Source organism: Variovorax defluvii (assembly GCF_039541515.1).
GTDB classification, from domain to species: Bacteria; Pseudomonadota; Gammaproteobacteria; order Burkholderiales; family Burkholderiaceae_C; genus Variovorax; species Variovorax defluvii.
In genome coordinates, this window is record NZ_BAABGJ010000081.1 from 593,906 (window position 1) to 619,634 (window position 25,729).

The window sequence follows — 25,729 nt, forward strand, 5'->3', positions numbered from 1 at the left end:
GCTCACCTAGTTCTGGTTGGAACCATCACAGCTGATGCTGCCTACGTTCCCGATGCGGGTTCTGCCCATCATGTCGATGCACACCATCTTCGTCGCGGCTTCGCCGGGCGGCGATATGCTGAGTGAGGAAGGGGTGCCGAGGCTGAGACGCCCGCTGGAATCAAAGCGCAGGGATATGGGTGTCCCCGTTCCTTTCAGGGAAGGGCCCGCGGGGTCACCGACATAAGCCTTGAGCAGTTCGGCCGTGGTGTCGCCGGGGACGTTGTCGCACTTGGGGTTCGAAAAGATAATCCACCCCGAATTCCACTCGTTGCCACTTGGGGCGCATTCCAACGTGCTCGCGTTGATGTTCTTCGGCACGCACATCGTCACGCACTTGTTTCTGGTGATCGCCTCGGCCCGCGCATACCCGACCCCGGCCACGAATTCATTGCCGAAGCTCCACACCCGGGTGTTCTTCACCAACGCACTGAAGCTAGGAGCAGCGAGCGCCATCAGAATCGCAACCATCGTGATCACGACCATGAGCTCGATCAGCGTGAAGCCCCGAGCGGTGGCTCGTGAAGGTTGCTTCGATGGCAGTTTGGATGGCACTCTACTTTGCGGCGTAACCGTATCTAAATGTGATCAAGATGCTAGTTCTTGGACACAATCAACATCAGGCCGCTCGTCGCTTGGCGACGACCGCTCGGCGAAGTGCTTGTGACTTTTTTCTTCCTTTTTCGCTTCTAAGATAAGCAATTGGTAGTAGAGCCCTCTTGGTCAGAGGCTAAATGACAAACCACTTACCCAATTGGTCGCAGCCTCTTGCCAGAGTGGTGTGAGGCACGTCAAAAATGCGTGCTCGCCGCTGATTCCAGCGCGTCCTTCCTTGTCCGCTTGTGGCGGAATGCAAGCTACGCCAGTTCAAGGCTGACGCTTCCTGCCGGCAAGTCCAGGCAAAAGAAAAGCCGCCCATAGGCGGCTTCGGCACTTCCAGTTGTATTTGCTTACTTGCAGGAACCCGGCAGGTACTTCTTGATGTCGGTGGTGGAGCCAGTGCAGCGCCATTCGGAAATTTGCTTGCCCTGATCTTTGTTGGCGGCGCTCAGGTCAACGGCGGCAGCGGCGGCGCCGGTGCCAACATAAGGCGTAAGCGTGATGAAGTCGGCATCTGCCAGGGTTACGCCCAGAGCGGTGTTGTCAGGAATTACAGTGACCTTGCCGTTGGCATCAGTGGCCACGCTCTTGACGAACTTGGTCGGGTTCGTGCCGGCGGTGGATTCGCAGCCCCAGCTGTTCGCGGTAGGAACGTTCGTCGCTGCCATCGATTGAACGGCTTCGCTAATAGTGGTGCGGCAGGCCGACGCTGCGAGCACGACTTCCGACATGCGCGCCTTGACCGTGTACTGCTGATAAGCGGGCAGCGCGACCGCGGCCAGAATACCGATGATCGCCACAACGATCATCAGTTCGATAAGAGTGAAACCCTTTTGCACACCACGTGCGATGGAACGACGGTTCATAAAGACTCCGGTTGGTTGAAGAGGCCCGAGGAAGGCCCCCGGTGCGCTCTTCTTCCGCAGCATCTGTGCCATCCCGGGGCTTACCCGCGTCGGCCGCGAAAAGCTGCCCAAAAGTTCACGAACCATCAAGTCGAGGTGACACAGGTGGTTGCCGCCCAACGGCACCCTGTGACAAATCTCGTCACAAGCCGCCGCGACAGGTCACACCCTCAGCACCCCCGCCGCCTCCATCCACCGGATGTCCCACGCCCTCCCCCCCCGACCCTGCAGCTCATCCGCCAGCGCAGCAATCTGGCTCATGATCTCTTCTGTTTCGGCAGGCTTGGTATGGGTGATATAGATGGGGTATTCCCTATCCGGTGCGATATGCGCCAATTCATCGGCCAGGCTCGCCGGCGACAGGTGCAAGCTGCGTCGGGCCAGACTCTGCTCCCGGTTGCTGAACGCGGTCTCGATGACCAGCATCCCCACGTCAAGCTGGTTCACGCGTTGCCAGAACGCCGGATTCCTCTCCGTATCCCCGCTGAAGACCCAATGCGAGTTGCCATGTATGCAGCGGACGGCGAACCCGCAGGCGGGCACGGTGTGAACGGCCGGCAGCACCTCGATCTGCTTCAGCGCCCGGGTGCCCAGCTGAAGCTCCTGCCCGATCACGATGTCGTGGAAGGTCACGAACGGCGCCTCCAGGCTGGGAATGCTCGCGAAGTCGGGCCAGATGACGTTGTTGAAGACATGGGCCCGCAGCGCCTCGATGGTGGCCCGTTGGGCATGCACCCGCAGGGGTTTGTCGCGCCGGCTGGCGACCGCGTCCAGCATCAGCGGGAGGGCGGCGACGTGGTCGAGGTGGGAATGGGTAAGCAGCACGTCGTCGATGGCGCTCATCTCATCCAAGGTCAGGTCGCCGACGCCGGTGCCGGCGTCGACCAGCAGATCACTGTCGACCAGGAACGAAGTCGTGCGGCAGTCTTTCGCGATGGCGCCCGAGCACCCCAACACGCGCACTTGCATCTGCGTGAGCCCTTGTATGTATGTGACTGCTATTTGCTTTCGAACCGGGTTGCGCCGTCCCAGTCGGGGTTCTCGGGCTGCAACGACAGCGAGGCTAAACGTTCGGCGTAGAGGCGGTAAAGGACTTTTTTCGGGTCGGCCGCCAAGAGCGGCGCCAGGAGTTCCTGGGCCCGCCGCCATTCCTGCGCGCGGTAGGCGGCGAGTGTAAGGCCCCAGCGCTCGAGCGCCTCGTCCTTCCCCTGCGCGGCGTTGCGCGCCCGCGATAGCGGCGTGAAGATGTGCACGGCGCGCGCCTTTCCCTTGACGCGCACCAAGTCCAACTCTTGCCATAAGTAACAGGGCGAGGCGTCGCGGGTGGCGGCACTGGCAACGATCTCGACACCGTAATACCCGCTCAGCCCCTCCAGCCTGGAGGCCAGATTGACCGCGTCTCCGACCACGGTGTAGCTCCGGCGCTCGGCCGAGCCCATGTCGCCGACGCTCATCAGCCCGGTGTTGATGCCGATGCCCACGCTGATTTCCGGCCGGCCGCTGGCCCGGTGCGACTGGTTGATCTCCTGAACCACCGCGGCCATGTGGATGGCCGCTTCGACCGTCAGCGTCGCATGGTCGGCCGTGTCCACCGGGGCGCCCCAAAAGGCCATGACGCAATCGCCCATGTACTTGTCGACGGTGCCGCGGTGCTCGCTGATGATCCGGGCCAGGCGGCTGAAGAAGGCGTTCAGGAAGGCCTGCAGTTCGGCCGGGGCCATCTGCTCCGACATCCGAGTGAAGCCGCGCATGTCGCAGAACAGCACGGTGAGTTCCTTGCTCTGGGCATGCATGCTGTAGCGGCGGGGGTCGGCACGCATTTCGTCGACGAGTGGCGGCGGCACGTAGGTGCCGAAAAGAGTGGCCAGGTTGCGGCTGGCGCGCGCTTCGACGAAGTAGCCCCAACTCATGTTGAGGGCAAAGGCGAGGGGCACCATCGCCAGAGCGGCGGCCAGAGGCAGGACCAGGCCGGCGGCGAGGTAGAGCCAGGTGTTCAAGGCAGCCAGGCCGACGGCGGTGAACACGGCGAGCAGCACGGCGCGGGGCACCGACAACAGTGTGAGGCCGAAGGCGAGCAACAGCCCGGCAAGCAGCAGCGTGGCGCACTCGTAGCCTGCCGCATAGTCGGGCACGGCGAACAGGCGTCGGTCCAGCAGGCCGGAGATGATATTGGCGTGCACTTCCACGCCAGGGAAGACGGCATCGACAGGCGTAGCGCGTAGATCCTGCAGCCCCGGCGCCGTGGCGCCGATCAGCACGGCCTTGCCCTGGAGTTCACCGGCAGCCAATGAGCCGTCGAGCAAGCGGGCTGCCGACACGTACCGGAAGGAGCCGCCGAAGGGTCCACCCCGGCCGCGGAAGGGGACGAGCATGCCCCCGCTGGCGTCGACGGGGATGCGCAGGCTGCTGCGGGTGCTGCCCAGGACCAGCGCCTCCAGGACAGGGGCGCCTGCGCGCGGGCCGGGCGGCGCGAGCACCGGCACCAGGGACGGCGCGCCACCTTTCAAGACCCGGTGCACCGCCAGCGCCAGCGATTCGTAGTAGCCGGATTGCGCCGCACCGCCCTCGTAGCGCGCGATCAGCGGGACGGAACGCACCACGCCATCCTCGTTCGGGTCGAGGACGACATTGAAGAAGCCGGCCTCCGGCGCGGCGGCCGCCAGTTGCGCCATGTTGGCACCGAAGCCGTTCCAGCGAGTCGCCAGATCGCGCGCGGCCGGCAGGGCCTCGAGCGGCAGCACCGGCTTGGGCAGGACGCCCTTGGCGCGCGGCTCGCCCGTCTGCGTGAGGTAGTAGCCGAGCACCACGCGCCGCCCGGCAAGGGCCTTGGCGAACGAGGCGTCGTGGTCCAGGCTCGGCGCGAGGCGCTCGATCTCGGCGCCGAACTTCGGGTCGTTGCGCCAGGGGCCGGCGGCGAGCTGGCGAAGCACGGGCAAGCCGGAGCTCGCATCGGGTTCGGCGAACAGCACGTCAAAGCCGAGCACGGCCGCCTGTTGCCGGCCCATCAGTTCATTGGTGAGGCGAGCCAGCTTGTCGCGGCTCCAAGGCCACTGGCCGAACTGCTCCAGGCTGGCCTCGTCGATGTCGACGATCACGATGCGGGGATCGAGCGTGCCGGGCATGGTGGCGCGCAGGCGAGCGTCGTAGATGAATTGGTCGAGGTGGGCCAGCAAAGGCCAACGCCAGACGTCCGCCGCATGCAGCAGCGCGAAAAGCACCGGTAGGAAGGTGATGGCGATGCGGGCGCCGTGCCGCCGCAGTCCGTTCATCCGGGCTGACGGCCGTCCCGCTGCTGGCGTTCAGCCGGCGACGAACTGCATCCGCGTGCCGCCGAGCTCGAGCACGTCGCCATCTTGCAGGGCAACGGCTTCATTGCCCAGTGGCTCGCCATTGAGCGCGGTGCCGCCGTCGATGGGGGCGACCACGTAGCCATGCAGACGCCGGGTGACGGCCGCGACTGCAACACCGGGCTTGCCGATCGTGGTGACGACCTTCTGCAGGGTGAGCTCGCGTCCAGCCCCACTGCCGGAGAGCACGCGGATGACCGCTACACCGGTGCCTCCGAGGGGCGTGTGAACGGTCGGGTCGGAAGAGAGCGGAATGGGGCCGGAAGGTGCAGCGGCCACGACGGCGGCCGACCCGCTGCTCTCTGCCGCGGCGCCGCCCACCAGGAAGCGGATCTTGTACTTGCCGACCTCGATGACGTCGTTGTTCTCGAGGGCCTGCTTCTTGACGGCGCGGCCGTTGACGTAAGTGCCGTTGGTGCTGTTGAGGTCTTCCAGGTAGACGTCGCCGCCGATCATGTGCAGCACGGCGTGCTCGCCGCTGATCGCGAGATTGTCGATCACGACGTCGTTGTACGGCCGCCGGCCCAGCGTGGTGCGGTCCTTCGCGAGCGTCACTTCCTTGATGACGACACCGTCGATCGAAACGATCATTTTCGGCATGGCCGGCTCCTCGATCCCATTTGTTGTGTCACGGCGGTCAGCCCCGCCAATGCGCGCCTGAAATTCCTCTCCCGGACACTTGCAGCGCGCCTTCAGCTGGCCCGGGCAAGAACAACGGAAATGTTGTCTTTGCCGCCATTCTCGTTCGCGGATGCAACCAAAAGTGTTGCCTTCTCAGAAATCTCCGTCCCTTGTAACAAAATCGCCAAAAGCTGCTCGTCGGGGACCATCTCGCTCAGGCCATCGGAACATAGCAGGAAAAGGTCGCCCGCCTGCACGCTGTGCTCGTGCATTTCGAGTTCGACGTGGCGCTCGATGCCGACGGCCCGGGTGACGAGGTTGCGGTGGGGAGACTGGCTGGCCTGCTCGGGCGTGATGGCGCCAGCGTCGAGCTGCTCCTGCAGCAGGGAATGGTCCCGGGTGAGCAGCTCTAGCTTGTCGTCGCGCAGCCGGTAACACCGGGAATCACCGATGTGGCCGACGATCGCGCGGCGCGGCCCGAAGGCTGCCAGCACCAGCGTGGTACCCATGCCCTGCAGTTGCAGATTGGCCACGCCCGCCTCCAGGATGGCGGCATTGGCCTCGTCGGTGCCGGCCTGGAGAGCACGGCGCACGGCGCGCGGGTGGGCCGCGCGCCCCGCATGGGTGAGCCAGCGGCCGAAGCTGGCCTGTAGCAGCGCGATGGCCATGCCGCTGGCGACCTCGCCGCCGTTGTAGCCCCCCATGCCGTCGGCCAGCAGCGCCAGGCCGAGAGCGGGGTCGTAGGCAATGGTGTCTTCGTTGTTGGCGCGCACCCGGCCCGGATGGGTGAGCGCGGCGAAATCCCAGGTGAGCGAGCCGGTATCAGAAAGGACGGGAGCGCCTGGGTGAGACATGGGTAATCGGGAAAGGATCAGCAGCCGAGATCATTGCACGACCGACTCATCAGAAGGTCGGCCAACAGATGGTACGCACGGCGGCAATGAAAACAATGATGTCGATCCAGACAATGTGACCAGCCCGACATTCGGAAGCCGGCAGTTTGCAGAGAAACTGTTCCCACTTCGACTGCACGTATTGAAAAAGCGCCCGCAACGTGAATTGCGAGCGCTTTTCTCCTTGGGCTTCGGGAGAGAAGGGGCTAGACCTGCGCCTTCAGCAGCTTGCCGAGTTCCGAGAAGTTGCGGGTGATCTTGAAGCCGCACTCTTCCATGATGGCGAGCTTGGCTTCTGCCGTGTCGGCACCGCCGGAGATCAGCGCGCCGGCGTGGCCCATGCGCTTGCCGGGAGGCGCCGTGACACCGGCGATGAAGCCGACCACCGGCTTCTTCATGTTGGCCTTGCACCAGCGGGCAGCGTCGGCTTCGTCGGGGCCGCCGATCTCGCCGATCATGATCACGGCATCGGTGTCGGGATCGTCGTTGAAGGCCTTCATCACGTCGATGTGCTTGAGGCCGTTGATCGGGTCACCGCCGATGCCCACGGCACTCGACTGGCCCAGGCCGATCTCGGTGAGCTGCGCCACGGCTTCGTAGGTCAGCGTGCCGGAGCGGCTGACCACGCCGATGCGACCCTTGCGGTGGATGTGGCCGGGCATGATGCCGATCTTGATCTCGTCGGGCGTTATCAGGCCGGGGCAGTTCGGGCCGAGCAGCAGGGTTTCCTTGCCGCCGGCGGCGACCTTGGCCTTCATCTTGTTGCGCACCTCGAGCATGTCACGCACCGGGATGCCCTCGGTGATGCAAATGGCGAGGTCGAGGTCGGCCTCGGCGGCTTCCCAGATGGCGGCGGCGGCACCCGCCGGCGGCACGTAGATCACGGACACCGTGGCGCCGGTCTGCTGGGCGGCTTCCTTCACGGAACCGAAGATCGGGATGTTGAAGATCGACTCGCCGGCCTTTTTCGGATTCACGCCGGCCACGAAGCAGTTCTTGCCGTTCGCGTATTCCTGGCACTTCTCGGTGTGGAACTGGCCGGTCTTGCCGGTGATGCCCTGGGTGATGACTTTGGTGTCTTTGTTGATGTAGATCGACATGACGTTCTTTCCTTAGGCCTTGCTCACAGCCGCCACGACCTTCTGAGCCGCTTCCGCCATGGTGTCCGCGCTGATGATCGGCAGGCCGGATTCGGCCAGCAGCTTCTTGCCCTCGGCTTCGTTGGTGCCCTTCATGCGCACCACCAGCGGCACTTGCAGGTTGACCGCCTTGCAGGCCGCGATCACACCGGTGGCGATGGTGTCGCACTTCATGATGCCGCCGAAGATGTTGACCAGGATGGCCTTCACGTTCTTGTTCTTCAGCATGATCTTGAAGGCCTCGGTCACCTTCTCGGGGGTGGCGCCACCCCCCACGTCGAGGAAGTTGGCCGGCTCGCCGCCGAACAGCTTGATGGTGTCCATGGTGGCCATCGCGAGGCCGGCACCATTGACCAGGCAGCCGATGTTGCCGTCGAGGCTGATATAGGCCAGGTCGAACTTGCTGGCTTCGATTTCTGCCGGGTCTTCCTCGTCGAGATCGCGCAGGGCCACGATTTCGGGGTGGCGATACAGCGCGTTGGAATCGAAGTTGAACTTGGCGTCCAGGGCGACGATGTTGCCCTTGCTGTCGCGGTTGAGCGGGTTGATCTCCACCAGAGACGCATCGGTCTCCATGTAGCAGGTGTAGATCTTCTTGAAGACGTCCACGGCCTGGGCGGTCGAATCGGCCGGGATGCCGATGCCGTCGGCGATCTGCTTGGCCTGGGCGTCGGTCAAGCCTTCTTTCGGGTCGGCGTAGACGGTGATGATCTTCTCGGGCGTCTTGTGCGCCACTTCCTCGATGTCCATGCCGCCTTCGCTCGAGGCGATGAAGGCCACCTTCTGCGTCGCGCGGTCGGTCACGGCCGAGACGTAGTATTCCTTCTGGATGTCGGCGCCGTCCTCGATGTAGAGGCGGCGGACCTTCTGGCCTTCGGGGCCGGTCTGGTGCGTCTTGAGTTGCATGCCGAGAATTTCGGCGGCCAGCTTCTTGACGTCGTCGATGCTCTTGGCGACCTTGACGCCGCCGCCCTTGCCGCGGCCACCCGCGTGAATCTGGGCCTTGACCACCCATACGGGGCCGCCGAGTTTCTGGGCGGCCTCGACCGCCTCCTGAACCGTGTATGCCGGAATGCCTCGCGGCACAGGCACACCGAACTTGGCAAGAATTTCCTTGCCTTGGTACTCGTGAATCTTCATGAGGGTGTCTCTCGGGGAACGAGGTTGGAGAACGGGAGTCGGGAGTTGCCCTCGGGCCACGGCGCTCGGCGGGCCGGGCGAAGGACAGCCGGGAACTGTATCATGGTGCGCCGCACCAACGGAAACCGGAGTACCGTTCTGCGGAATCCCGTAGTTTCGTCCTAACGCCCTCCCCCGGCAAATCCGAGGCTTCCAACATGCCCCAGGTCTTCATCGACGGCGAGGCCGGCACCACCGGCCTCCAGATCCGCGAGCGGCTGCAGACCATCCCGCAGGTCGAACTCGTGAGCATCGCGCCCGAACTGCGAAAAGATGTGAACGCCAAGCGCGCCCTGATGGCCCAGGTCGACCTCGTCGTGCTCTGCCTGCACGACGACGCGGCGCGCGAGTCGGTGGCCCTGATCGACCAGCTCGACGGCCATCGCCCCAAGATCATCGACGCCTCGACGGCGCATCGCACTGCCGAGGGCTGGGTCTTCGGCTTCCCAGAACTGGCCGCCGGCCAGAAGGAGGCCGTGGCCAAGGCTTCGCGCGTTGCCAACCCCGGCTGTTACGCCACCGGCGCCATCGCGATCGTCCGCCCGCTGGTGGATGCCGGGCTGCTGCCGGCCGACCATCCCATCGCCCTGCCCTCCGTCAGCGGCTACTCGGGCGGCGGGCGCACCATGATCGAAGCCTACGAGAGCGGCAAGGCGCCGCTGTTCGAGACCTACGCCCTGGGCCTGAAGCACAAGCACATCCCCGAGATCATGAAGTACACCGGCCTCACCCGCCGGCCGGTGTTCATCCCGTCCGTGGGCAACTTCAAGCAAGGCATGCTGGTCCAGTTGCCGCTGCACCTGGACGACCTGCCCGGCCGCCCGAAGGCGGGGGACCTGCAGGAAGCCTTGGCGGCGCACTACGCGAAGAGCAACACGCCGGAGCAGTTCGTGAAGGTGCTGCCGCCCACCGAGGACGGCAAGCTCGACGCCCTCGCCCTCAACGACACCAACAACCTCGAGATCCGAGTGTTCCCGAACGAGGACCATCGCCACGCGGTGGTCATCGCCCGCCTGGATAACCTCGGCAAGGGCGCCAGCGGCGCGGCGGTGCAGAACCTCAAGCTGATGCTGGGCCTGTAGGCTACGGCTCGTTCATTCGTCCGGCTCGTCGCGCAGCACCCGTGCGACGACGCTGCCGGCGAAACCGCGCGCCAGCATGAAGCGCACCTGTTTCGCCTTTTCCCCCGCGTCCTGGGGCGGTGTGCCGAAGCGCCGGCGCCAGACCTCGCGTGCGCGCTCGAGTTCTGTTTCCGCCAGGCCGGCCACCGCCTCGGCCACCCGCTCGGGGGCAATGCCTTTGTGCAGCAGTTCCTGCCGCACCCGCGCCGCGCCGTGGCGCGCCGCGCGCTGGTGCAGCACAGACTGCACCACCCTCGCCTCGTTGATGAAGTTCTTGGCGGCCAGCTCGTCGAGCGCGCGCGCCAGGCTGCCGGGCTCTTCCTCGTAGCGGGCCAGCTTGCGCTCGAGTTCGCTGCGCGAGTGCTCGCGCTGGCTGAGCAGGCGCAGCGCCCGGCCCTTCAGTGAAGGCGCGCCGGAAGCCATCACCGGCCGATCACTTGTCGGCTGCGGCCGCCTCGCCCGGCTCGGGCAGTGCGGGGATGCCCAGCGACTCGCGCACCCTGTTCTCGATCTCGCGTGCCAGCGCCGTGTTCTCGCGCAGGAACTCGCGCGCGTTGTCGCGGCCTTGCCCGATCTTCTCGCCGTTGTAGGCGTACCAGGCGCCCGACTTGTCGAGGATCTTGGCGGTCACGCCCATGTCGATGATCTCGCCCTCGCGGCTGATGCCCTCGCCGAACAGGATGTCGAACTCGGCCGTCTTGAAGGGTGGCGAGACCTTGTTCTTCACCACCTTGACCCGCGTCTCGTTGCCGATCGCCTCGTCGCCCTTCTTGATGGTGCCGATGCGGCGGATGTCCAGGCGCACCGAGGCGTAGAACTTCAGCGCATTGCCGCCGGTGGTGGTTTCGGGCGAGCCGAACATCACGCCGATCTTCATGCGAATCTGGTTGATGAAGATGACCATGCAGTTGGTCTTCTTGATGGTGGCGGTGAGCTTGCGCAGCGCCTGGCTCATCAGGCGGGCCTGCAGGCCGGGCAGCGCGTCGCCCATTTCGCCCTCGATTTCGGCCTTGGGCGTGAGCGCGGCGACCGAGTCGACCACGATCAGGTCGACCGCGCCCGAACGCACCAGCGAATCGACGATTTCCAGCGCCTGCTCGCCGGTGTCGGGCTGGCTGATCAGGAGGTCGGAGAGGTTGACGCCCAGCTTCTGCGCGTACTGCACGTCCAGCGCGTGTTCGGCGTCGACGAAGGCGCAGGTGCCGGCCTGGCGCTGCATCTCGGCGATGACCTGCAGCGTGAGCGTGGTTTTGCCCGAGGATTCCGGGCCGTAGATCTCGATCACGCGGCCGCGCGGCAGGCCGCCGACCCCGAGGGCGATGTCCAGGCCCAGCGAGCCGGTGGAGACGACCTGGATGTCCTCCAGGGCCTCGCCCTCCCCGAGACGCATGATCGTGCCCTTGCCGAACTGCTTCTCGATCTGGGCCAGCGCGGCCTGCAAGGCCTTGGCTTTTTCGGTGTTGGTGCCGATGCTGGAGCCCTTGACGACTGCGTCCATGTGGAAATCTCCTTGAGGATCAATGAGTTGTTGAGGATTTCACTCAGGCTGCTTTTAACAACAGCCTGGATGCTTGAACAGTAGTGTAGGGGTTGATTCCATCGCGCCAAGCTCTTTTTTGGTCAGCTTGACTTACTATCGGTGCCGAATGACCGACACGGTATTTCCGATCGACCCCGATGCCTGGCGCCAGACCCACCTGGGCCGCCTGCTCGGCCACGCCATGCGCCGCTTTGACGAGCGCGTGCTGCAGCTGATGGCGCACGATGCCGACGTACCCCTGGCGCTGTCCAACCTGGCGGCGCGCGCGCACGTCAGCGCCGCCCACATCCACATCACCCGCCACCTGTCGCGCCAGGGCTCGCGCCTGACCGAACTCGCCGACAGCGCCGGCATGACCAAGCAGGCCATGGGCAAACTGGTCGACCAGTGCGAGGCCTGGGGCCTGGTGACGCGCGGGCCCGACGACCGCGACGCCCGGGCCCGGCAGGTGATGTTCACGGCCGACGGGCTGGCCTGGCTGGAAGCCTTCCGCAAGGCGGTGGCGCAGGCCGAGCGCGAGTTCCGCGCCAGCGTCGGCGACGAGGTCGCCACGGTGGTTTCCATCGGGCTCGAGGCCTATGCCGCAGCCTAGAATCCTTCGAAAACAACGGCCCGGCGGCCCGCGCAAAGCCGCCATGTCTGGAGACGCGGCATGCGAATACTCATAGCGGAAGACGACCAGGTGCTGGCCGATGCACTGCTGCGCAGCCTGCGCACTTCCGGCTCGGCGGTGGACCACGTCGCCACCGGCTCGCAGGCCGATGCCGCGCTGATGACCAACAGCGAGTTCGACCTCCTGATCCTCGACCTGGGCCTGCCCAACATGCACGGCCTGGAGATCCTCAAGCGCCTGCGCGCCCGCGGCTCGCAGATGCCGGTGCTGGTGCTGACGGCCGCCGACAGCGTCGAGGAGCGGGTGAAGGGCCTGGACTACGGCGCCGACGACTACATGGCCAAGCCCTTCTCGCTGCAGGAGCTGGAGGCGCGGGTGCGCGCTCTCACGCGGCGCGGCATGGGCGCCACCAGCAACGCGATCAAGCACGGCCCGCTGGTCTACGACCAGGCTGGCAAGGTGGCCACCATCGACGGCAAGATGATCGAGCTCTCGGCACGCGAGCTGGGCCTGCTGGAGGTGCTGCTGCAGCGGGCCGGCCGGCTGGTGAGCAAGGACCAGCTGGTCGAGCGCCTGTGCGAATGGGGCGAGGAGGTCAGCCTCAACGCGATCGAGGTGTACATCCACCGCCTGCGCAAGAAAATCGAAAAGGGGCCGATCCACATCGCGACCGTGCGCGGGCTGGGATACTGCCTCGAGAAGATCCCCTGATCCGCGACTCACTCTGGCCGGGCGCTCGGTGAAACTCTTCCAGCGCGCGCAGCGCTCCCTCTTCGGCGAGATCCTCGATTGGATGCTCACGCCGCTCCTGCTGCTGGTGCCGGTGAGCATCGGCGTGACCTGGCTCGTCGCCCAGGGCATCGCCAACGCCCCATTCGACCGCACACTCGAATACAACATCCAGGCGCTGGCCCGGCTGGTAGAGCTCAAGGGCGGCGACGAGCCCTTCGTGCTGCCGCCGCCGGCGCACGAGATCATGCGCGCGCACGACGCGGACCATGTGTACTTCCAGCTTCTGGACGGCGACGGCCGGCTGCTGGCCGGCGAGCGCGACCTGCCGCAACCGAACACCGACGAGCCGCCGGCTGCCGGCGTGGTCTACCTGCACAACGGCGCTATCCACGGCCAGCCGGTGCGCGTGGCCTCGCTGTGGATCGCCGGCCCCACGCCCGAATCACCGCCGGCCCTGCTGCAACTGGCCGAGACGCGCGAGAAGCAGTCGGTGCTGGCCGGCGAGATCATCAAGGGCGTGCTGTTGCCGCAGTTCGCGATCCTGCCGCTGGCGGTGCTGCTGATCTGGCTGGCCCTGGTGCGCGGCATCAAGCCGCTGTCTGTGATCGAGGCCCGCATTCGCGAGCGCCGTCCGGGCGATCTGAGCCCGCTGGACGAGTCCTCCGTGCCGCTGGAGGTGGTGCCCCTGGTGCTGTCGGTCAACGACCTGCTGAACAAGCTGAGCGAATCCATCGGGACACAGAAACGCTTCCTGGCCGACGCGGCGCACCAGCTCAAGACGCCGCTGGCGGGCCTGCGCATGCAGGCCGACCTGGCCCAGCGCGAGGGTGCCGACGCCGCCGAGCTCAAGCAGTCGCTCAAGCAGATCGGGCGCGCGAGCGTGCGGGCGACCCACACGGTCAACCAATTGCTGTCCCTGGCCCGAGCCGAGGGGAGCGGCGCGGCCATCGCCCGTCAATCCTGCGACCTGGCGAAGCTCACCATCGAGGTGGTGCGAGAGGCAGTGCCGCGTGCCATCGAGAAGCGCGTCGACCTCGGCTACGACGGCGCCGAGCCGGGCGCGCCGGGCGTGGCGCTCGAAGGCAACCCCACGCTGTTGAAGGAGCTGGTGCGCAACCTGGTGGACAACGCGCTCAACTACACGCCGTCCACGCCCGAGCGGCCCGGCGTGATCACCGCGCGCGTGCTGGGCGACCCCTTCGGCCGCATCATCGTGCTGCAGGTGGAGGACAACGGCCCGGGCATCCCGGAGAGCGAGCGCGAGCTGGTCTTCGAGCCTTTCTACCGCGTGCTCGGCAACGAGGCCGATGGCTCCGGCCTGGGCCTGCCGATCGTGTTGGAGATCGCGCGCAAACATCGTGCGACGGTGCACCTGGAGGACGCCCACCCGGGCCAGCGCCCGCCGGGCGCACGCTTCAGCCTGCGCTTCGATGCGAACGGGCAGGACGCAGCGGACTGAGGGCGCGCCTCAGGGCCTGGACGCTTCGTCGTCCTTCAGGATCGTCAGCAGTTGCGGCCGGATCTGCTGCGTCAACCGCTCCGGCTCCCCCTGGCTCATTTGCGCAGGCACGGTGCCGAACATGGCGAGCCCGCCGCGCGACCAGGCGAAGTACAGCACGTTGGCCACGAGGAGCAGGATGACGAGTGCGCGCAGCGGCATGTGCTCAGGTCGCGGCGCGCGGGCGCACGCTCACTTCGGCGCTGGTGATGTTCTTCATGCCTGACGCCGTGCGCACCAGCAGCTCGCCGCCCCAGCCGACACCCTCGCAGTGGCCGAGGGTGCCGTCGCTGAGTTGCACCTCGCGCCCGCGCAGCAGGTCCCGCCTGGCGAAGCGCTCGGCGAAGGGCACGAAGCCGCGGTCACCGAACAGCAGCACGTGCGACACCAGCGGCGGCACGATCTCGCGCAGCAGCTGGGGCGCCGTGGCCTCGGGCCGCCATTGCGCGATCCAGGCCGGCGGTGTGCTCATGCCGGTGCCTTCGGGGGCTCCAATGTTGATGCCGATGCCGATCACCAAGTAGCGCTCGGCGCTGCCATCCTGGGGCAGGGCGGTTTCGATCAGGATGCCGCCGAGCTTGCGCTCCTCGACCCACAGGTCGTTGGGCCACTTGAGTGCGACCTTCGCCATGTTCGGCGCGTCCAGGCTTTCCGCCACGCTGACACCCACCGCGAGCGACAGCCCCGACCAGTCCCGCGGCATCAGCGGCAGGCCCAGTGAAAAGGTGAGGGAGGCCGGCTCCTGCTCGGCCTGAGAGCTCTGCCAGGCCCGGCCCATGCGCCCCCGGCCCGCCGTCTGCCGCTTGGCGACCAGCAGCACCGGCTGCGTGCGGCCGTCGCGGGCGCGGCGCATCAGCTCGCTGCTGGTCGAGTCGATCTCGTCCACCACCTCGACCGCCAGGCCGGGCAGCAGCGGGGCCACGGCGGCGGCGATCTGCGCTTCGAACCAGGGGTCGGCCATGGTCAGTGCCTGCCGTTCAGCTTGGCTTTCCCGGCCTTCCTGGCCTTCTTGGCTTTCTTCGCCTTCTTCTTTTTCTTCTTGTCGTTCTTGTCCTCCCCGGCCGCGAGCAGCGTGCCCCGGCACTGCTCCGAACCACACCAGCAGGGGAACTCGGCCTTGAGTTTCTTGGTCAGTGGCTCGTCGATGATGAGGCCGTAGTCGTAGTTCAACTCCTCGCCGGCGGCGATGTTGCGCAGCGCCTTGATGAAGACCCGCCCGTTCTGCTCGTCGGCCTCGCAGTTGGGGTCGCAGGAGTGGTTGATCCAGCGTGACGCATTGCCGTTGACGCCGCCGTCGATCACGCGCTCGTCATCGATATGGAAGTAGAAGGTGTGGTTGGGCTGGGACGGATCGTGCGGGTGCCGCCGCAGGGCTTCCTCCCAGGTGATCAGCTCGCCCTTGTACTCGATCAGCGTCTCGCCCTCGGCGATGTCCTGCAGGGCGAACACGCCGTTGCCGTGGACGCCCGAGCGCCGGGTCTGGATGCGGCGACCGCCGGTTGTGGGGGATTTGGTTGCCATCGCCGAAGTCTGTTAGTTTGAATACATGTACGCATGCGCGTGCGCGTGCGCACGCGAGAAGCCGCAGATTGTAGGGGTGGCTCCCGCGCTTGCGCACGGGGAGGGGCCGCAGCCCGCTCTCGGCCCGATACGAGGAACGATTGATGAAGACTTTGGTGATTGCAGAGAAGCCGTCGGTGGCCCAGGACATCGTCCGTGCCCTCACGCCGGTGGCCGGCAAGTTCGAAAAGCACGAGGAGCACTTCGAGAACGAGAAGTACATCGTGACCAGCGCCGTGGGCCACCTGGTGGAGATCCAGGCGCCGGAAGAGTTCGACGTGAAGCGGGGCAAGTGGAGCTTCGCCAACCTGCCGGTCATTCCGCCGCGCTTCGACCTCAAGCCGGTCGACAAGACCAAGACCCGCCTCAATGCCGTGGTCAAGCAGGCCCGCCGCAAGGACGTGGGCGAGCTCGTCAACGCCTGCGACGCGGGCCGCGAGGGCGAACTGATCTTCCGCCTGATCGAGCAGTACGCCGGCGGCAAGGCACCGCTGGGCAAACCGGTGCGGCGCCTGTGGCTGCAGTCGATGACGCCGCAGGCCATCCGTGAAGGCTTCGATCAGCTGCGCAGCGAACAGCAGATGCGGGGCCTGGCCGATGCGGCCCGCTCGCGCTCGGAGGCCGACTGGCTGGTCGGCATCAACGGCACGCGCGCCATGACCGCCTTCAACTCGCGCGACGGCGGCTTCTTCCTCACCACCGTCGGCCGGGTGCAGACGCCCACGCTGTCGGTGGTGGTGGAGCGCGAGGAGAAGATCCGCAAGTTCGTCAGCCGCGACTACTGGGAAGTGCATGGCAGCTTCCTCGCCGAGGCGGGCGAGTACCCCGGCAAGTGGTTCGACCCCGAGTGGAAGAAGCCGCCGCCGGGCCCGGATGGCCAGCCGGATCCGGAGCAGCGCGCCGACCGCGTCTGGAGCCTGCGCGAGGCCGAAGCAATCGCGCAGGCTGCGCGCGGCCGCACGGCCAGCGTCACCGAGGAAAGCAAGCCCACGACGCAAGCCTCGCCGCTGCTGTTCGACCTGACCTCGCTGCAGCGCGAGGCCAACAGCCGCTTCGGCTACAGCGCCAAGACCACGCTGGCCCTGGCCCAGAGTCTGTACGAGCGGCACAAGGCCTTGACCTACCCACGGACCGATTCGCGCGCGCTGCCCGAGGACTATCTGCCGGTGGTACGCAAGACGATGGAGATGCTGTCGACCAGCGGCATGCGCCACCTCGCGCCCTTCGCGCAGGAGGCGATCGACGGCCACTACGTGAAGCCCACGAAGCGCGTGTTCGACAACGCCAAGGTCAGCGACCACTTTGCGATCATCCCCACGCTGCAGGCGCCCACCGGCCTGTCCGAGGCGGAGCAGAAGCTCTATGACTTCGTGGTGCGGCGCTTCCTCTCAGTGTTCTTCCCGAGCGCCGAATACCAGGTGACCACGCGCATCAGCACGGTGCAGCACGAGGGCAGGAAGTATGCCTTCCGCAGCGACGGCAAGGTGCTGGTCAAGGCCGGCTGGCTCGCGATCTATGGCAAGGAAGCCCAGGACGAGGAGAAGGGCGACGACAAGGACGGCAAGCGCCTGGTGCCGGTGAAGCCCGGCGAACAGGTGAAGGTCGAATCGGTCGAGCCCAAGGGCCTGAGGACCCGGCCACCCGCGCGCTATTCGGAGGCCACGTTGCTGGGTGCCATGGAAGGCGCCGGCAAGACCATCGACGACGACGAACTGCGCGAGGCCATGCAGGAAAAGGGCCTCGGCACACCGGCCACGCGTGCCGCCATCATCGAAGGCCTGCTGGCCGAGAAGTACATCCTGCGCGAGGGCCGCGAGCTGATCCCGACGGCCAAGGCCTTCCAGCTCATGACGCTGCTGCGCGGACTCGGCGTGGAGGAGCTGTCCAAGGCAGAACTCACCGGCGAGTGGGAATACAAGCTCGCGCAGATGGAACACGGCAAGCTCAGCCGCGCCGCCTTCATGCGCGAGATCGCCGAGATGACGGAGCACATCGTCAAAAAGGCCAAGGAGTACGACCGCGACACCGTGCCCGGCGACTACGCGACCCTGTCGACGCCGTGCCCCAACTGCGCAGGCGTGGTCAAGGAGAACTACCGCCGCTACGCCTGCACCGGCAAGGCCGGGCAGGAGGGCTGTGGCTTCTCCTTCGGCAAGTCGCCGGCGGGCCGCACCTTCGAAGTGGCCGAAGCCGAGCAGCTGCTGCGCGACAAGCACATCGGCCCGCTGGAAGGCTTCCGCTCGAAGGCCGGGTGGCCCTTCACCTCCGAGATCGTCCTCAAGTACGACGAGGAGGCGAGGAACTGGAAGCTGGAGTTCGACTTCGGCGACGACAAGGACGCCGAGACGGGCGAGATCGTGGACTTCAGCGGCCAGCATTCGCTCGGCCCCTGCCCGAAGTGCGGCGCGCGCGTGTTCGAGAACGCCAGCAACTACGTCTGCGAGAAGTCGGTGCCCACCGATGCGCAGGCGACGCCGAGCTGCGACTTCAAGACCGGCAAGATCATCCTTCAGCAGCCCGTGGAGCGCGCCCAGGTCGAGAAACTGCTGGCCACCGGCAAGACCGACCTGCTGGACAAGTTCGTTTCCATGCGCACGCGCCGGCCCTTCAAGGCCTTCCTGGCCTGGAACGCGGAAGAGGGCAAGGTCAGCTTCGAGTTCGAGCCGCGCGAAGGCAAGTTTCCGGCGCGCAAGAGCTTCGCCGCCAAGGGGGCGCCAGCCGCGAAGAAGGCGGCGGCCGGCAGCAAGACCAAGGCACCGGCTGCCAGGAAGGCCGCTGCACCCAAGGCCCCGCGCAAGCCGGCGGCCGGCCTTAGGCCGAGCGATGCGCTCGCGGCAGTGATCGGCACGGAACCCCTGGCACGCACCGAGGTCATCAAGAAACTGTGGGACTACATCAAGGCCCACGGCCTGCAGGATGCGGCCAACAAGCGCGCGATCAACGCCGATGCCAAGCTCCGGCCGGTGTTCGGCAAGGAGCAGGTGACCATGTTCGAGATCGCGGGCATCGTGGGCAAGCACCTGAGCTGACCCGCGAACCCGAACGCCAGGAGATGCCGGTGAAGAAAATCGTTCCCGCCCTGTCCCTCGCGATGGCCCTGGGCTTGATGGGCCTGGCCACCGGCTGCGCCTCCTCGCGCGGCGGCGATGCCGGCAGCACGGCCGGCGGCAGCGGCATCACGGTGTTCGGCACCATCGACGCCGGCGTCAGCGGCACGCGCAACCGCTCGTCGCGCGACTGAACGCCTGCAGGCCCGAGGCCGGGCACTCAGCGCATCAGCAGCGCCTGCCTGAGCAGCCGCGCGGCGCGGTTGCGGATGCGTCCCGGCGCCGTGCGAAGCGGCCCGCGCGGGCTGACTTTGGCGGTGGCGCAGGCCCACAGGAAGTCCTCGAGGATGGCCGTGTCGTCCACCGTCTCGGTGCTGCCGTACTTGTGGAATTCCGGGTGCCACTGGGTGGCGGCAATGTAGCTGCGCCCGCGGCCGTCCTTGCGCCGGATCGCCTCCGGCACGTGGTCCGGCACGCTCCAGGCCTCGACCTCGAAGCCCGGCGCCAGGTCTTTCACACCCTGATGATGAATGCTGTTGACCCGTGCACGTTCCACGCCCGGATACAGCTTCGACAGGCGGGTGCCAGGCACGATGCCGATGTCGTGGAAGTTCTGGTCATAGGCCACCGGATCGCGGTGCCGAAGCGCATTGGGGTGCTGGGCCTCGATGTCCTGGTACAGCGTGCCGCCGAAGGCCACGTTGATCAGTTGCAGCCCGCGGCAGACACCGAAGATCGGCTTGCCGGCCTGCTCGAAGGCCTCGACCAGCGCGAGGTCATAGAGGTCGCGGATGCGATCGCCGACCCAGGCGTCCTTCAGTGGCACCTCGCCGTAGCTGCCGGGCCAGACGTCGGCTCCGCCGTGCATCACCACGCCATCGAGCCATTCCGCGTAGTGGGAGAGCTTGGTGTCGCCGCGCGCGGTCTCGCCGGTGGGACAGGGCACCATCACCACCATGGCCCCGGCGGACATCAGCCAATGCGTGATCGACTGCTCGACGTATTGGAGCGTCTTGTTGGTGAACAGCGAGCGCGCCGGGTCGGCGTGCGAGAAGCAGGCGGAAAGGCCGATCTTCAGTCGGCCTGCAACGGTTTGTGACATCGCGATCAAGGCGAACAATAAGAACATTGTCGAACGTTCGGGAAGCCCGGGCCGTGGACAGCGTCACCCGCAAGCTTGTCGGACAAGGCCGCGCGCCCGAAACCCGTAGGATGCGCGAACCCGCCACCATAGGCCGGGCATCAGGAGACCGCATGAAGACCATCCAGGGGCCCGCCATCTTCCTGGCGCAGTTCGCGGGCGACAGCGCCCCTTTCGATTCGCTCGACGGCATCGCCGCCTGGGCCGCCGGCCTCGGCTACAAAGGCGTGCAGATTCCGAGCTGGGACGCACGCCTCATCGACCTGCGCCGGGCCGCCGAGAGCAAGACCTACTGCGAGGAGCTGCAGGGCACGCTGGCGCGCCATGGCATCCGCATCACCGAACTCTCCACCCACTTGCAGGGCCAGCTCGTGGCCGTGCACCCGGCCTACGACGCGGGCTTCGACGGCTTCGCCGCGCCGGAGGTGCGCAACGACCCGGTTCGCCGGCAGCAATGGGCGGTGGAGCAGTTGCACCTGGCGGCCAAGGCCTCGGCCAATCTGGGACTCACGGCACATGCCACCTTCTCTGGCGCGCTCGCCTGGCCCTACTTCTATTCCTGGCCGCCGCGGCCGCCGGGCCTGATAGAGGAAGCCTTCGACGAGCTGGCCCGCCGCTGGCGCCCGATCCTCGATGCCTTCGACGAGGCCGGCGTCGACGTCTGCTACGAAATCCACCCCGGCGAAGACCTGCACGACGGCGTGAGCTACGAGATGTTCCTCGACCGCGTTGGCCAGCACCGCCGCGCCTGCCTGCTCTACGACCCCAGCCACTTCGTGCTGCAGCAGCTCGACTACCTCGCCTACATCGACCACTTCCACGAACGCATCAGGATCTTTCACGTGAAGGATGCGGAGTTCAATCCGACCGGCAAGCAGGGCGTCTACGGCGGCTTCCAGCCCTGGCTGCAGCGGGCCGGGCGCTTCCGTTCGCTGGGCGACGGCCAGGTCGACTTCGGCGCCATCTTCTCCAAGCTGGCGGCCTGCGACTTTCCCGGCTGGGCCGTGCTCGAGTGGGAGTGCTGCCTGAAGCACCCGGAGGACGGCGCACGCGAGGGCGCACGGTTCATCGCCGATCACATCATCCGCGTGGCCGACCGCGCCTTCGACGACTTCGCGGCCGGCAGCGTGGACCGCGCGGCCAACCGCCGCATGCTCGGCATCGCGCCCTGAGCGACGAGCCCCTTTTCAGATGCCCGCTGGCTTGCGCAGGGTCTTCATGCGGTCGACCGCATGGATGCGCACCTTGCGCGTCTCGGTGCCCTGCTGCACGGTGAGCTCCACCTCCGACTCGGGCGAGGTGCGCTTCCAGAGCTGCTTGTAGAAGGCCTCGAGCGTGGCGACGCCGATGCCGTCCACCTCCAGCACCACGTCACCGGGCTGGATGCCGGCCTCCAGGGCCGGCCCGCGCCGATCGACGCGTACAACCTGCACATGGCCGTCCTGCTCCGAGGACGACAGGCCCAGCCACGGCCGCACGCTCGCCCGCGTGTACCCGTTGGCCTTCATCTCGTCGAGCACGGGCCGCAAGAGTTCCACCGGCACGAACATGTTCCCTGGGGTCGGGCGTTCGTGGCCCGGCCCCGACTCCAGCACGAACAGGCTGCCGATGCCCAGCAACTCACCGTTGCGGTTGAAAAGGGGCGCGCCGCTGTGGGACGGGATCGGCGGGCTGGTAAAGAGGGCCGACTCGATGTGGTACTCCCAGTAGCCCGAGAACGGCCGCACGCCCAAGAGGCGCGTGAACCCGACCTCCGTGCCGCTGCTGCTGCCGGTCGCCGCCAGGAGCAGCTCGCCGGGCACCAGGCCACCCACGCCGGCCAGCGGCACGGGCTGGACGCCGCGCAGGGGCACCAGCGGCCGGATCAGGCCGAAGCCCGTGGCCAGGTCATAGGCCACCTGCCGCGCCGGCAGCGTGCGGTTGTCCTGTGTCATCACCTCGATCGTCTCGGCCTCCAGCAGGAGGTAACCGATGGTGAGGATCAGCCCATCCGGCCCGATCACGACGCCGGAGCCCGAACGTTGCACGCCGAGTGTCTCGGCCGAGGCGGCGCCGTCGGTCGCGGTGACGCGCAGCGCCACCACCGCGTCGCCGGCCCGCTGCAGGGCCTGGATCTGTGCCGACGAGGATGCGCCGTCGCCCTGGCGCGGGGTGGTCGCCAGGGCCCACGGCAGGGCAGCCAGCAGGAGCAGCCAGAAGATGGCGGCGGCGAGCACCCGCAACCGCCCGCTCGATCCTCGATCATCCATGGCCGCGCTCCTGGGGACGATGACTTTCGCGATGGTGCGCCGCGCGGGGCCCGGCCGCAAGATCCCAACCCGTGTCAGGCGTTCGTCGGACACGTGCAGCAACAGTCATGCCAGTCCGGTTAGAATGCGGGGTTCGTTTCGATCGCCGACGAAGCATTTCGTCTACTTATTGCCGAGCTGGGGCTGACCCAGGTATTGCGGGCTTTCATCAGCCGGCCACGCGCAGTGCGTGGGTGCGCCGACCGGCGCCTCAGGATGCCGCTGCCTTCGTACTCCGTTGAAGCGAACAGGGCGCGCTGTCCGCTCCGGTGGGCGCCACAATCCCGGCCGGCCCCGCGCTTTCTCACTGTCTCTCGCGCATCGCGGCGTCGCGGTGCGCAGGCGCCCGAATCGAATCATCCACGCAACATTCAGAGGTCCTCATGCCCAAGGAAGAACTGATCGAAATGAACGGCGCAGTCACGGAAGTGCTGCCCGACTCCCGCTACCGCGTGACGCTGGACAACGGCCATCAGCTGATCGCCTACAGCGGCGGCAAGATGCGCAAGCACCACATCCGCATCCTGGCCGGCGACAAGGTGTCGCTGGAGCTCTCCCCCTACGACCTGACCAAGGGCCGCATCACTTTCCGCCACCTCGAGCGCCGCGGCCCGCCGCCGACCGGCGGCAACAACAACGGTCCGCGCCGCTGATCGCATCCGTGGCCGATCCCGCCGTCGACTTCGCGACGCTGCCGCTCTCGCCGCCCGTCCTGGCGAACCTGCGGCAGCTGGGCTACCTGCAGATGACGCCGGTCCAGGCGGCCAGCCTGCCGGTGGCGCTCGGCGGCAACGACCTGATCGCCCAGGCCAAGACGGGCAGCGGCAAGACCGCCGCCTTTGCGTTGTCACTGCTGGCCCGGCTGGAGGCGCGGCGCTTCGCCGTGCAGTCGCTGGTGCTGTGCCCCACCCGCGAGCTGGCCGACCAGGTCACGACGGAGATTCGCCGCCTCGCCCGCGCCGAGGAGAACGTCAAGGTGGTCACGCTCTGCGGCGGCGTCGCGCTGCGCGGGCAGCTGTCCAGCCTGGCCCATGGCGCGCACGTCGTGGTCGGCACCCCGGGCCGCATCCTCGACCACCTGCAGCGTGGCAGCCTGAACCTCGGGTCGCTCAACACGCTGGTGCTCGACGAAGCCGACCGCATGCTGGACATGGGCTTCCTCGACGACATTGCCGCCGTCGCGCGCCAATGCCCGAAGGAACGCCAGACGCTCCTGTTCTCCGCCACCTACCCCGAAGGCATCACCCGCCTCGCCGCGCAGTTCATGCAGAGCCCGCAGCAGATCACGGTGCAGGCGCAGCACGAAGAAGGTCACATCCGCCAGCGCTGGTACGAGGTGACGGAGGATGAACGCCTTCACGCCGTGAGCCTGCTCTTGCGGCACTTCCGACCGCAGAGCACCCTGGCCTTCTGCAACACCAGGCAGCAATGCCGCGACCTGGTTCAGGTGCTGCAGGCCCAGGGCTTCAGCGCACTGGCCCTGTTCGGCGAACTCGAGCAGCGCGAGCGCGACCAGGTCCTGGTGCAGTTCGCCAACCGCAGCTGCTCCGTGCTGGTGGCCACCGACGTGGCGGCGCGCGGGCTCGACATCGCCCAGCTCGAAGCGGTGATCAACGTCGACGTCACGCCCGACCCCGAAGTCCACATCCACCGTATCGGCCGCACGGGTCGCGCCGGCGCCGAGGGCCTCGCACTCAGCCTCGCCAGCCTGGACGAGATGGGCCGCGTCGGCCGCATCGAGCAGTTGCAGGGCCGCGCCTCCGAATGGCATCTGCTGGCCAGCCTCGCCCCCACCGGCCACGAGCGAGACCCTTTGCTTGCGCCCATGGCCACGCTGCAGATCGCCGGCGGCCGCAAGGAAAAGATCCGCGCCGGCGACGTGCTGGGCGCCCTCACCGGCGAAGCGGGCTTCACCCGCGAGCAGGTCGGCAAGATCAACGTCAACGAGTTCTCGACCTACGTGGCGGTCGACCGGCGCATCGCGCGCGAGGCCGTCCGCCGGCTGTCCAGCGGCCGCGTCAAGGGCAAGGCCGTCAAGGTGCGGCTGCTCGCCAATGTGGCCTAATGTCGGCCTTTCCCATTTTTTCCACCCAGCCTTCCATGACACAGAAGATCCGCACCGAGGCCGACCGCAAGGCCTCCCCCAAGCCCGTCCCGATGTCCGGCTACAGCCTGCCCAAGATGGGCGGCGGCCAGAAGATCAGCCTGGAACGCGGCACCGCGACCCGCAGCAAGAAGAACCCCGGCAAGCGGGCTCGCAAGGGCGGCTGAACACCGGCCTGCCGACCCCCACCACGAAACGACGCGCCTTCGGGCGCGTTTTTCATTCATGGCGCCCCCGGGTGCCTGTTCCTTCCATGTCCGACGACAACCAGATCCACATCCCGCCTTCGTTCTTCGCGCTCTACACCGATGCACGGCAGCGCCTGTCGGAGCCCCTGGCAACGGTGCGCGCGCGCTACGAGGTCTGCGAGGACCTGGCCAATCACCTGGTCGGCCATGCGCAGATCCTCCACCACGCCGAAGTGCCTTCGGAAGAGGAGATCCTCGAACGCATCCACGCGGGCCTGAGCAGCGCCGAGGCCGGCGTCTCGGCCGCCGAAGCCCGCTGGATCGTGCGGCGGCTGGCGGAGTTGCTCGGCTGGCGCGGCGACCATCCCCTCTAGACCGGGCGCCGCGCTCCTCTGGCCCGCGAAGCCACTTTCTTCGCCGCCGCCTTGGCCTTGGCAGCCACCGGCGCGGCCGCCATTGGCGGGAAGGGCGGCAGCGGCCGGTATGCCACCTCCTTCGCCGCTGCGGCGTCCATCCCCAGCCCACGCAGCACGCAGGTCGCCACCTCGCGGCCATGGTTGCGCGGCGCCAGGCCCCGCGCCACGCTGCGCATGGCCTGGCTGATGGTGCCGTTGATCAGGTCCATGGCCGCCGCCTCGCTGGGAATGCGGAAGGCCTTCTGCTTCACACCCAGCCGCAGGTCGGCCATCACGTACTGGCGGATCTCCAGCAGCAGCTCAGGCGCCGCCGCCGCCACCTCCATCATCATCAGGGTCCACGCCGGGCTCTGCTCGGCCAGCCAGATGTAACGCTGGTTGCCGATCGCCATGCGATGGGCGCCCTCGGCGATGCCCAGCTGGCTGTCGCCGATGCGCCGGCACAGGGTGTCCGCCAGCAGCAGCGCCACCGCGCTCGCCACCTCCTCCTTGGTCTTGAAGTGGTTGTAGACCGTGCCGGTCGTCATGCCGGCCGCCGCCGCCAGCTCCTGCATGGTGGCGCCGGCCACACCGCGCGCCGAGAACACCTGGATCGCCGCCTGCACCAGTCGCAGCCGGGTGCGCTCGCGCTTGAGCAGGCCGGGACGCGGCCGCCACACACTTTCGGCCAGGGCCTCTGGCAAAAGTGGTATGGACGACGTACCGAAATTCAATGCATCATTCATTTTTGGAGAGATCGTCCATTTTTGAACTGAACA

The 25,729-nt window shown here is 67.0% G+C and carries 27 protein-coding genes; 11 read left to right on the top strand and 16 right to left on the bottom strand.

Going from position 1 to position 25,729, the window contains the following annotated elements; all coding sequences use genetic code 11:
- Positions 1 to 6 precede the first annotated feature (6 nt).
- The 8 genes from ABEA07_RS28300 to sucC form a co-directional block, all read right to left on the bottom strand.
- Entirely contained in the window at positions 7 to 594 is a 588-nt protein-coding gene (locus ABEA07_RS28300) for a GspH/FimT family pseudopilin (protein WP_425584179.1), read from the bottom strand.
- A 395-nt stretch (positions 595 to 989) separates the two neighbouring features.
- A complete protein-coding gene (locus tag ABEA07_RS28305; RefSeq protein WP_345542097.1) occupies positions 990 to 1,505 on the bottom strand; it encodes a pilin in 516 nt (171 codons plus the stop codon).
- 201 nt (positions 1,506 to 1,706) lie between these two features.
- A complete protein-coding gene (locus ABEA07_RS28310) occupies positions 1,707 to 2,513 on the bottom strand; it encodes an MBL fold metallo-hydrolase (RefSeq protein ID WP_345542099.1) in 807 nt (268 codons plus the stop codon).
- A 29-nt stretch (positions 2,514 to 2,542) separates the two neighbouring features.
- Positions 2,543 to 4,813 (bottom strand): CHASE2 domain-containing protein, encoded by a 2,271-nt coding sequence (locus tag ABEA07_RS28315; RefSeq protein ID WP_345542101.1) that lies wholly within the window; start codon positions 4,811 to 4,813, stop codon positions 2,543 to 2,545.
- Between the two features lie 30 nt (positions 4,814 to 4,843).
- Positions 4,844 to 5,491, bottom strand: a complete 648-nt coding sequence (locus ABEA07_RS28320; protein WP_345542103.1) for an FHA domain-containing protein — start codon at positions 5,489 to 5,491, stop codon at positions 4,844 to 4,846.
- Positions 5,492 to 5,583: 92 nt separating this feature from the next.
- Positions 5,584 to 6,366: a Stp1/IreP family PP2C-type Ser/Thr phosphatase gene (locus ABEA07_RS28325; RefSeq protein ID WP_345542104.1), complete on the bottom strand. Its 783-nt coding sequence runs from the start codon at positions 6,364 to 6,366 to the stop codon at positions 5,584 to 5,586.
- A 245-nt stretch (positions 6,367 to 6,611) separates the two neighbouring features.
- Complete coding sequence (sucD, locus tag ABEA07_RS28330; protein ID WP_345542105.1) at positions 6,612 to 7,505, bottom strand: succinate--CoA ligase subunit alpha; 894 nt, start codon at positions 7,503 to 7,505, stop codon at positions 6,612 to 6,614.
- A gap of 12 nt (positions 7,506 to 7,517) precedes the next feature.
- Positions 7,518 to 8,684 (bottom strand): ADP-forming succinate--CoA ligase subunit beta, encoded by a 1,167-nt coding sequence (gene sucC / locus ABEA07_RS28335; protein ID WP_345542107.1) that lies wholly within the window; start codon positions 8,682 to 8,684, stop codon positions 7,518 to 7,520.
- A gap of 197 nt (positions 8,685 to 8,881) precedes the next feature.
- Here sucC and argC point away from each other — a divergent pair, with 197 nt between their 5' ends.
- A complete protein-coding gene (gene argC, locus ABEA07_RS28340; RefSeq protein WP_345542108.1) occupies positions 8,882 to 9,805 on the top strand; it encodes an N-acetyl-gamma-glutamyl-phosphate reductase in 924 nt (307 codons plus the stop codon).
- Positions 9,806 to 9,817: 12 nt separating this feature from the next.
- Here argC and recX read toward each other — a convergent pair whose 3' ends face one another.
- Both recX and recA read right to left on the bottom strand, forming a co-directional pair.
- On the bottom strand, positions 9,818 to 10,267 hold the full coding sequence (gene recX / locus ABEA07_RS28345; protein WP_345542110.1) for a recombination regulator RecX: 450 nt from the start codon (positions 10,265 to 10,267) through the stop codon (positions 9,818 to 9,820).
- A gap of 10 nt (positions 10,268 to 10,277) precedes the next feature.
- A complete protein-coding gene (gene recA, locus ABEA07_RS28350; protein WP_345542112.1) occupies positions 10,278 to 11,342 on the bottom strand; it encodes a recombinase RecA in 1,065 nt (354 codons plus the stop codon).
- Between the two features lie 148 nt (positions 11,343 to 11,490).
- Between recA and ABEA07_RS28355 the strand changes: the two genes are divergently transcribed.
- Genes ABEA07_RS28355 through ABEA07_RS28365 form a run of 3 tightly spaced genes read left to right on the top strand, consistent with a single transcriptional unit; the run spans position 11,491 to position 14,188 of the window.
- Positions 11,491 to 11,976, top strand: coding sequence for a MarR family winged helix-turn-helix transcriptional regulator (locus ABEA07_RS28355; RefSeq protein WP_345542114.1), 486 nt, complete (start codon positions 11,491 to 11,493; stop codon positions 11,974 to 11,976).
- Positions 11,977 to 12,036: 60 nt separating this feature from the next.
- On the top strand, positions 12,037 to 12,708 hold the full coding sequence (locus tag ABEA07_RS28360; RefSeq protein WP_345542115.1) for a response regulator: 672 nt from the start codon (positions 12,037 to 12,039) through the stop codon (positions 12,706 to 12,708).
- A gap of 28 nt (positions 12,709 to 12,736) precedes the next feature.
- Positions 12,737 to 14,188 carry a sensor histidine kinase gene (locus ABEA07_RS28365; protein WP_345542116.1) on the top strand — a complete coding sequence of 484 codons (1,452 nt, stop codon included), beginning with the start codon at positions 12,737 to 12,739 and terminating at the stop codon, positions 14,186 to 14,188.
- Between the two features lie 9 nt (positions 14,189 to 14,197).
- Here the strand turns inward: ABEA07_RS28365 and ABEA07_RS28370 are convergent, their stop codons facing one another.
- From ABEA07_RS28370 to ABEA07_RS28380, 3 genes are read right to left on the bottom strand one after another with little or no spacing between them, the layout of a single operon-like run.
- Positions 14,198 to 14,389, bottom strand: coding sequence for a sporulation protein (locus ABEA07_RS28370; RefSeq protein WP_345542117.1), 192 nt, complete (start codon positions 14,387 to 14,389; stop codon positions 14,198 to 14,200).
- Positions 14,390 to 14,393: 4 nt separating this feature from the next.
- Positions 14,394 to 15,188 carry a biotin--[acetyl-CoA-carboxylase] ligase gene (locus ABEA07_RS28375; RefSeq protein ID WP_345542118.1) on the bottom strand — a complete coding sequence of 265 codons (795 nt, stop codon included), beginning with the start codon at positions 15,186 to 15,188 and terminating at the stop codon, positions 14,394 to 14,396.
- A 2-nt stretch (positions 15,189 to 15,190) separates the two neighbouring features.
- A complete protein-coding gene (locus ABEA07_RS28380; RefSeq protein ID WP_345542120.1) occupies positions 15,191 to 15,748 on the bottom strand; it encodes an SET domain-containing protein in 558 nt (185 codons plus the stop codon).
- Positions 15,749 to 15,891: 143 nt separating this feature from the next.
- On the opposite strand from ABEA07_RS28380, the gene ABEA07_RS28385 reads away from it, so the two are divergent.
- Together ABEA07_RS28385 and ABEA07_RS28390 are read left to right on the top strand one after the other, a co-directional pair.
- Positions 15,892 to 18,816 carry a DNA topoisomerase III gene (locus ABEA07_RS28385; RefSeq protein WP_345542121.1) on the top strand — a complete coding sequence of 975 codons (2,925 nt, stop codon included), beginning with the start codon at positions 15,892 to 15,894 and terminating at the stop codon, positions 18,814 to 18,816.
- Between the two features lie 23 nt (positions 18,817 to 18,839).
- Entirely contained in the window at positions 18,840 to 19,028 is a 189-nt protein-coding gene (locus tag ABEA07_RS28390; protein WP_425584180.1) for a hypothetical protein, read from the top strand.
- Positions 19,029 to 19,054: 26 nt separating this feature from the next.
- On the opposite strand, the gene ABEA07_RS28395 is transcribed toward ABEA07_RS28390, so the two are convergent.
- Positions 19,055 to 19,936 carry a gamma-glutamyl-gamma-aminobutyrate hydrolase family protein gene (locus ABEA07_RS28395; protein ID WP_345542123.1) on the bottom strand — a complete coding sequence of 294 codons (882 nt, stop codon included), beginning with the start codon at positions 19,934 to 19,936 and terminating at the stop codon, positions 19,055 to 19,057.
- Between the two features lie 152 nt (positions 19,937 to 20,088).
- Between ABEA07_RS28395 and ABEA07_RS28400 the strand changes: the two genes are divergently transcribed.
- Positions 20,089 to 21,147, top strand: a complete 1,059-nt coding sequence (locus ABEA07_RS28400) for a sugar phosphate isomerase/epimerase family protein (protein ID WP_345542124.1) — start codon at positions 20,089 to 20,091, stop codon at positions 21,145 to 21,147.
- A 15-nt stretch (positions 21,148 to 21,162) separates the two neighbouring features.
- On the opposite strand, the gene ABEA07_RS28405 is transcribed toward ABEA07_RS28400, so the two are convergent.
- On the bottom strand, positions 21,163 to 22,224 hold the full coding sequence (locus ABEA07_RS28405) for a S1C family serine protease (protein ID WP_345542125.1): 1,062 nt from the start codon (positions 22,222 to 22,224) through the stop codon (positions 21,163 to 21,165).
- 422 nt (positions 22,225 to 22,646) lie between these two features.
- Between ABEA07_RS28405 and infA the strand changes: the two genes are divergently transcribed.
- The 4 genes from infA to ABEA07_RS28425 all read left to right on the top strand — a co-directional run bounded on the left by infA (position 22,647) and on the right by ABEA07_RS28425 (position 24,929).
- Entirely contained in the window at positions 22,647 to 22,916 is a 270-nt protein-coding gene (gene infA / locus ABEA07_RS28410) for a translation initiation factor IF-1 (protein WP_086920445.1), read from the top strand.
- Between the two features lie 8 nt (positions 22,917 to 22,924).
- Entirely contained in the window at positions 22,925 to 24,328 is a 1,404-nt protein-coding gene (dbpA, locus tag ABEA07_RS28415; RefSeq protein WP_345542126.1) for an ATP-dependent RNA helicase DbpA, read from the top strand.
- 35 nt (positions 24,329 to 24,363) lie between these two features.
- Positions 24,364 to 24,534 (top strand): hypothetical protein, encoded by a 171-nt coding sequence (locus tag ABEA07_RS28420; RefSeq protein ID WP_345542127.1) that lies wholly within the window; start codon positions 24,364 to 24,366, stop codon positions 24,532 to 24,534.
- 86 nt (positions 24,535 to 24,620) lie between these two features.
- Positions 24,621 to 24,929 (top strand): hypothetical protein, encoded by a 309-nt coding sequence (locus tag ABEA07_RS28425; protein ID WP_345542128.1) that lies wholly within the window; start codon positions 24,621 to 24,623, stop codon positions 24,927 to 24,929.
- On the opposite strand, the gene ABEA07_RS28430 is transcribed toward ABEA07_RS28425, so the two are convergent.
- Positions 24,926 to 25,696: a TetR/AcrR family transcriptional regulator gene (locus ABEA07_RS28430; protein WP_345542130.1), complete on the bottom strand. Its 771-nt coding sequence runs from the start codon at positions 25,694 to 25,696 to the stop codon at positions 24,926 to 24,928. The genes ABEA07_RS28425 and ABEA07_RS28430 overlap by 4 nt on opposite strands.
- Positions 25,697 to 25,729: the final 33 nt, after the last annotated feature.

Coding starts and splice junctions, on each gene's coding strand:
- argC (WP_345542108.1), top strand. CDS start 8,882: ATGCCCCAGGTCTTCATCGACGGCGAGGCCGGCACCACCGGCCTCCAG.
- ABEA07_RS28395 (WP_345542123.1), bottom strand. CDS start 19,936: ATGTCACAAACCGTTGCAGGCCGACTGAAGATCGGCCTTTCCGCCTGC.
- ABEA07_RS28360 (WP_345542115.1), top strand. CDS start 12,037: ATGCGAATACTCATAGCGGAAGACGACCAGGTGCTGGCCGATGCACTG.
- ABEA07_RS28355 (WP_345542114.1), top strand. CDS start 11,491: ATGACCGACACGGTATTTCCGATCGACCCCGATGCCTGGCGCCAGACC.
- ABEA07_RS28385 (WP_345542121.1), top strand. CDS start 15,892: ATGAAGACTTTGGTGATTGCAGAGAAGCCGTCGGTGGCCCAGGACATC.
- ABEA07_RS28400 (WP_345542124.1), top strand. CDS start 20,089: ATGAAGACCATCCAGGGGCCCGCCATCTTCCTGGCGCAGTTCGCGGGC.
- ABEA07_RS28380 (WP_345542120.1), bottom strand. CDS start 15,748: ATGGCAACCAAATCCCCCACAACCGGCGGTCGCCGCATCCAGACCCGG.
- sucC (WP_345542107.1), bottom strand. CDS start 8,684: ATGAAGATTCACGAGTACCAAGGCAAGGAAATTCTTGCCAAGTTCGGT.
- ABEA07_RS28390 (WP_425584180.1), top strand. CDS start 18,840: ATGCCGGTGAAGAAAATCGTTCCCGCCCTGTCCCTCGCGATGGCCCTG.
- ABEA07_RS28320 (WP_345542103.1), bottom strand. CDS start 5,491: ATGCCGAAAATGATCGTTTCGATCGACGGTGTCGTCATCAAGGAAGTG.
- recX (WP_345542110.1), bottom strand. CDS start 10,267: ATGGCTTCCGGCGCGCCTTCACTGAAGGGCCGGGCGCTGCGCCTGCTC.
- ABEA07_RS28315 (WP_345542101.1), bottom strand. CDS start 4,813: ATGAACGGACTGCGGCGGCACGGCGCCCGCATCGCCATCACCTTCCTA.
- ABEA07_RS28405 (WP_345542125.1), bottom strand. CDS start 22,224: ATGGATGATCGAGGATCGAGCGGGCGGTTGCGGGTGCTCGCCGCCGCC.
- sucD (WP_345542105.1), bottom strand. CDS start 7,505: ATGTCGATCTACATCAACAAAGACACCAAAGTCATCACCCAGGGCATC.
- ABEA07_RS28370 (WP_345542117.1), bottom strand. CDS start 14,389: ATGCCGCTGCGCGCACTCGTCATCCTGCTCCTCGTGGCCAACGTGCTG.
- ABEA07_RS28310 (WP_345542099.1), bottom strand. CDS start 2,513: ATGCAAGTGCGCGTGTTGGGGTGCTCGGGCGCCATCGCGAAAGACTGC.
- ABEA07_RS28420 (WP_345542127.1), top strand. CDS start 24,364: ATGACACAGAAGATCCGCACCGAGGCCGACCGCAAGGCCTCCCCCAAG.
- ABEA07_RS28425 (WP_345542128.1), top strand. CDS start 24,621: ATGTCCGACGACAACCAGATCCACATCCCGCCTTCGTTCTTCGCGCTC.
- ABEA07_RS28375 (WP_345542118.1), bottom strand. CDS start 15,188: ATGGCCGACCCCTGGTTCGAAGCGCAGATCGCCGCCGCCGTGGCCCCG.
- ABEA07_RS28305 (WP_345542097.1), bottom strand. CDS start 1,505: ATGAACCGTCGTTCCATCGCACGTGGTGTGCAAAAGGGTTTCACTCTT.
- infA (WP_086920445.1), top strand. CDS start 22,647: ATGCCCAAGGAAGAACTGATCGAAATGAACGGCGCAGTCACGGAAGTG.
- ABEA07_RS28430 (WP_345542130.1), bottom strand. CDS start 25,696: ATGAATGATGCATTGAATTTCGGTACGTCGTCCATACCACTTTTGCCA.
- ABEA07_RS28325 (WP_345542104.1), bottom strand. CDS start 6,366: ATGTCTCACCCAGGCGCTCCCGTCCTTTCTGATACCGGCTCGCTCACC.
- recA (WP_345542112.1), bottom strand. CDS start 11,342: ATGGACGCAGTCGTCAAGGGCTCCAGCATCGGCACCAACACCGAAAAA.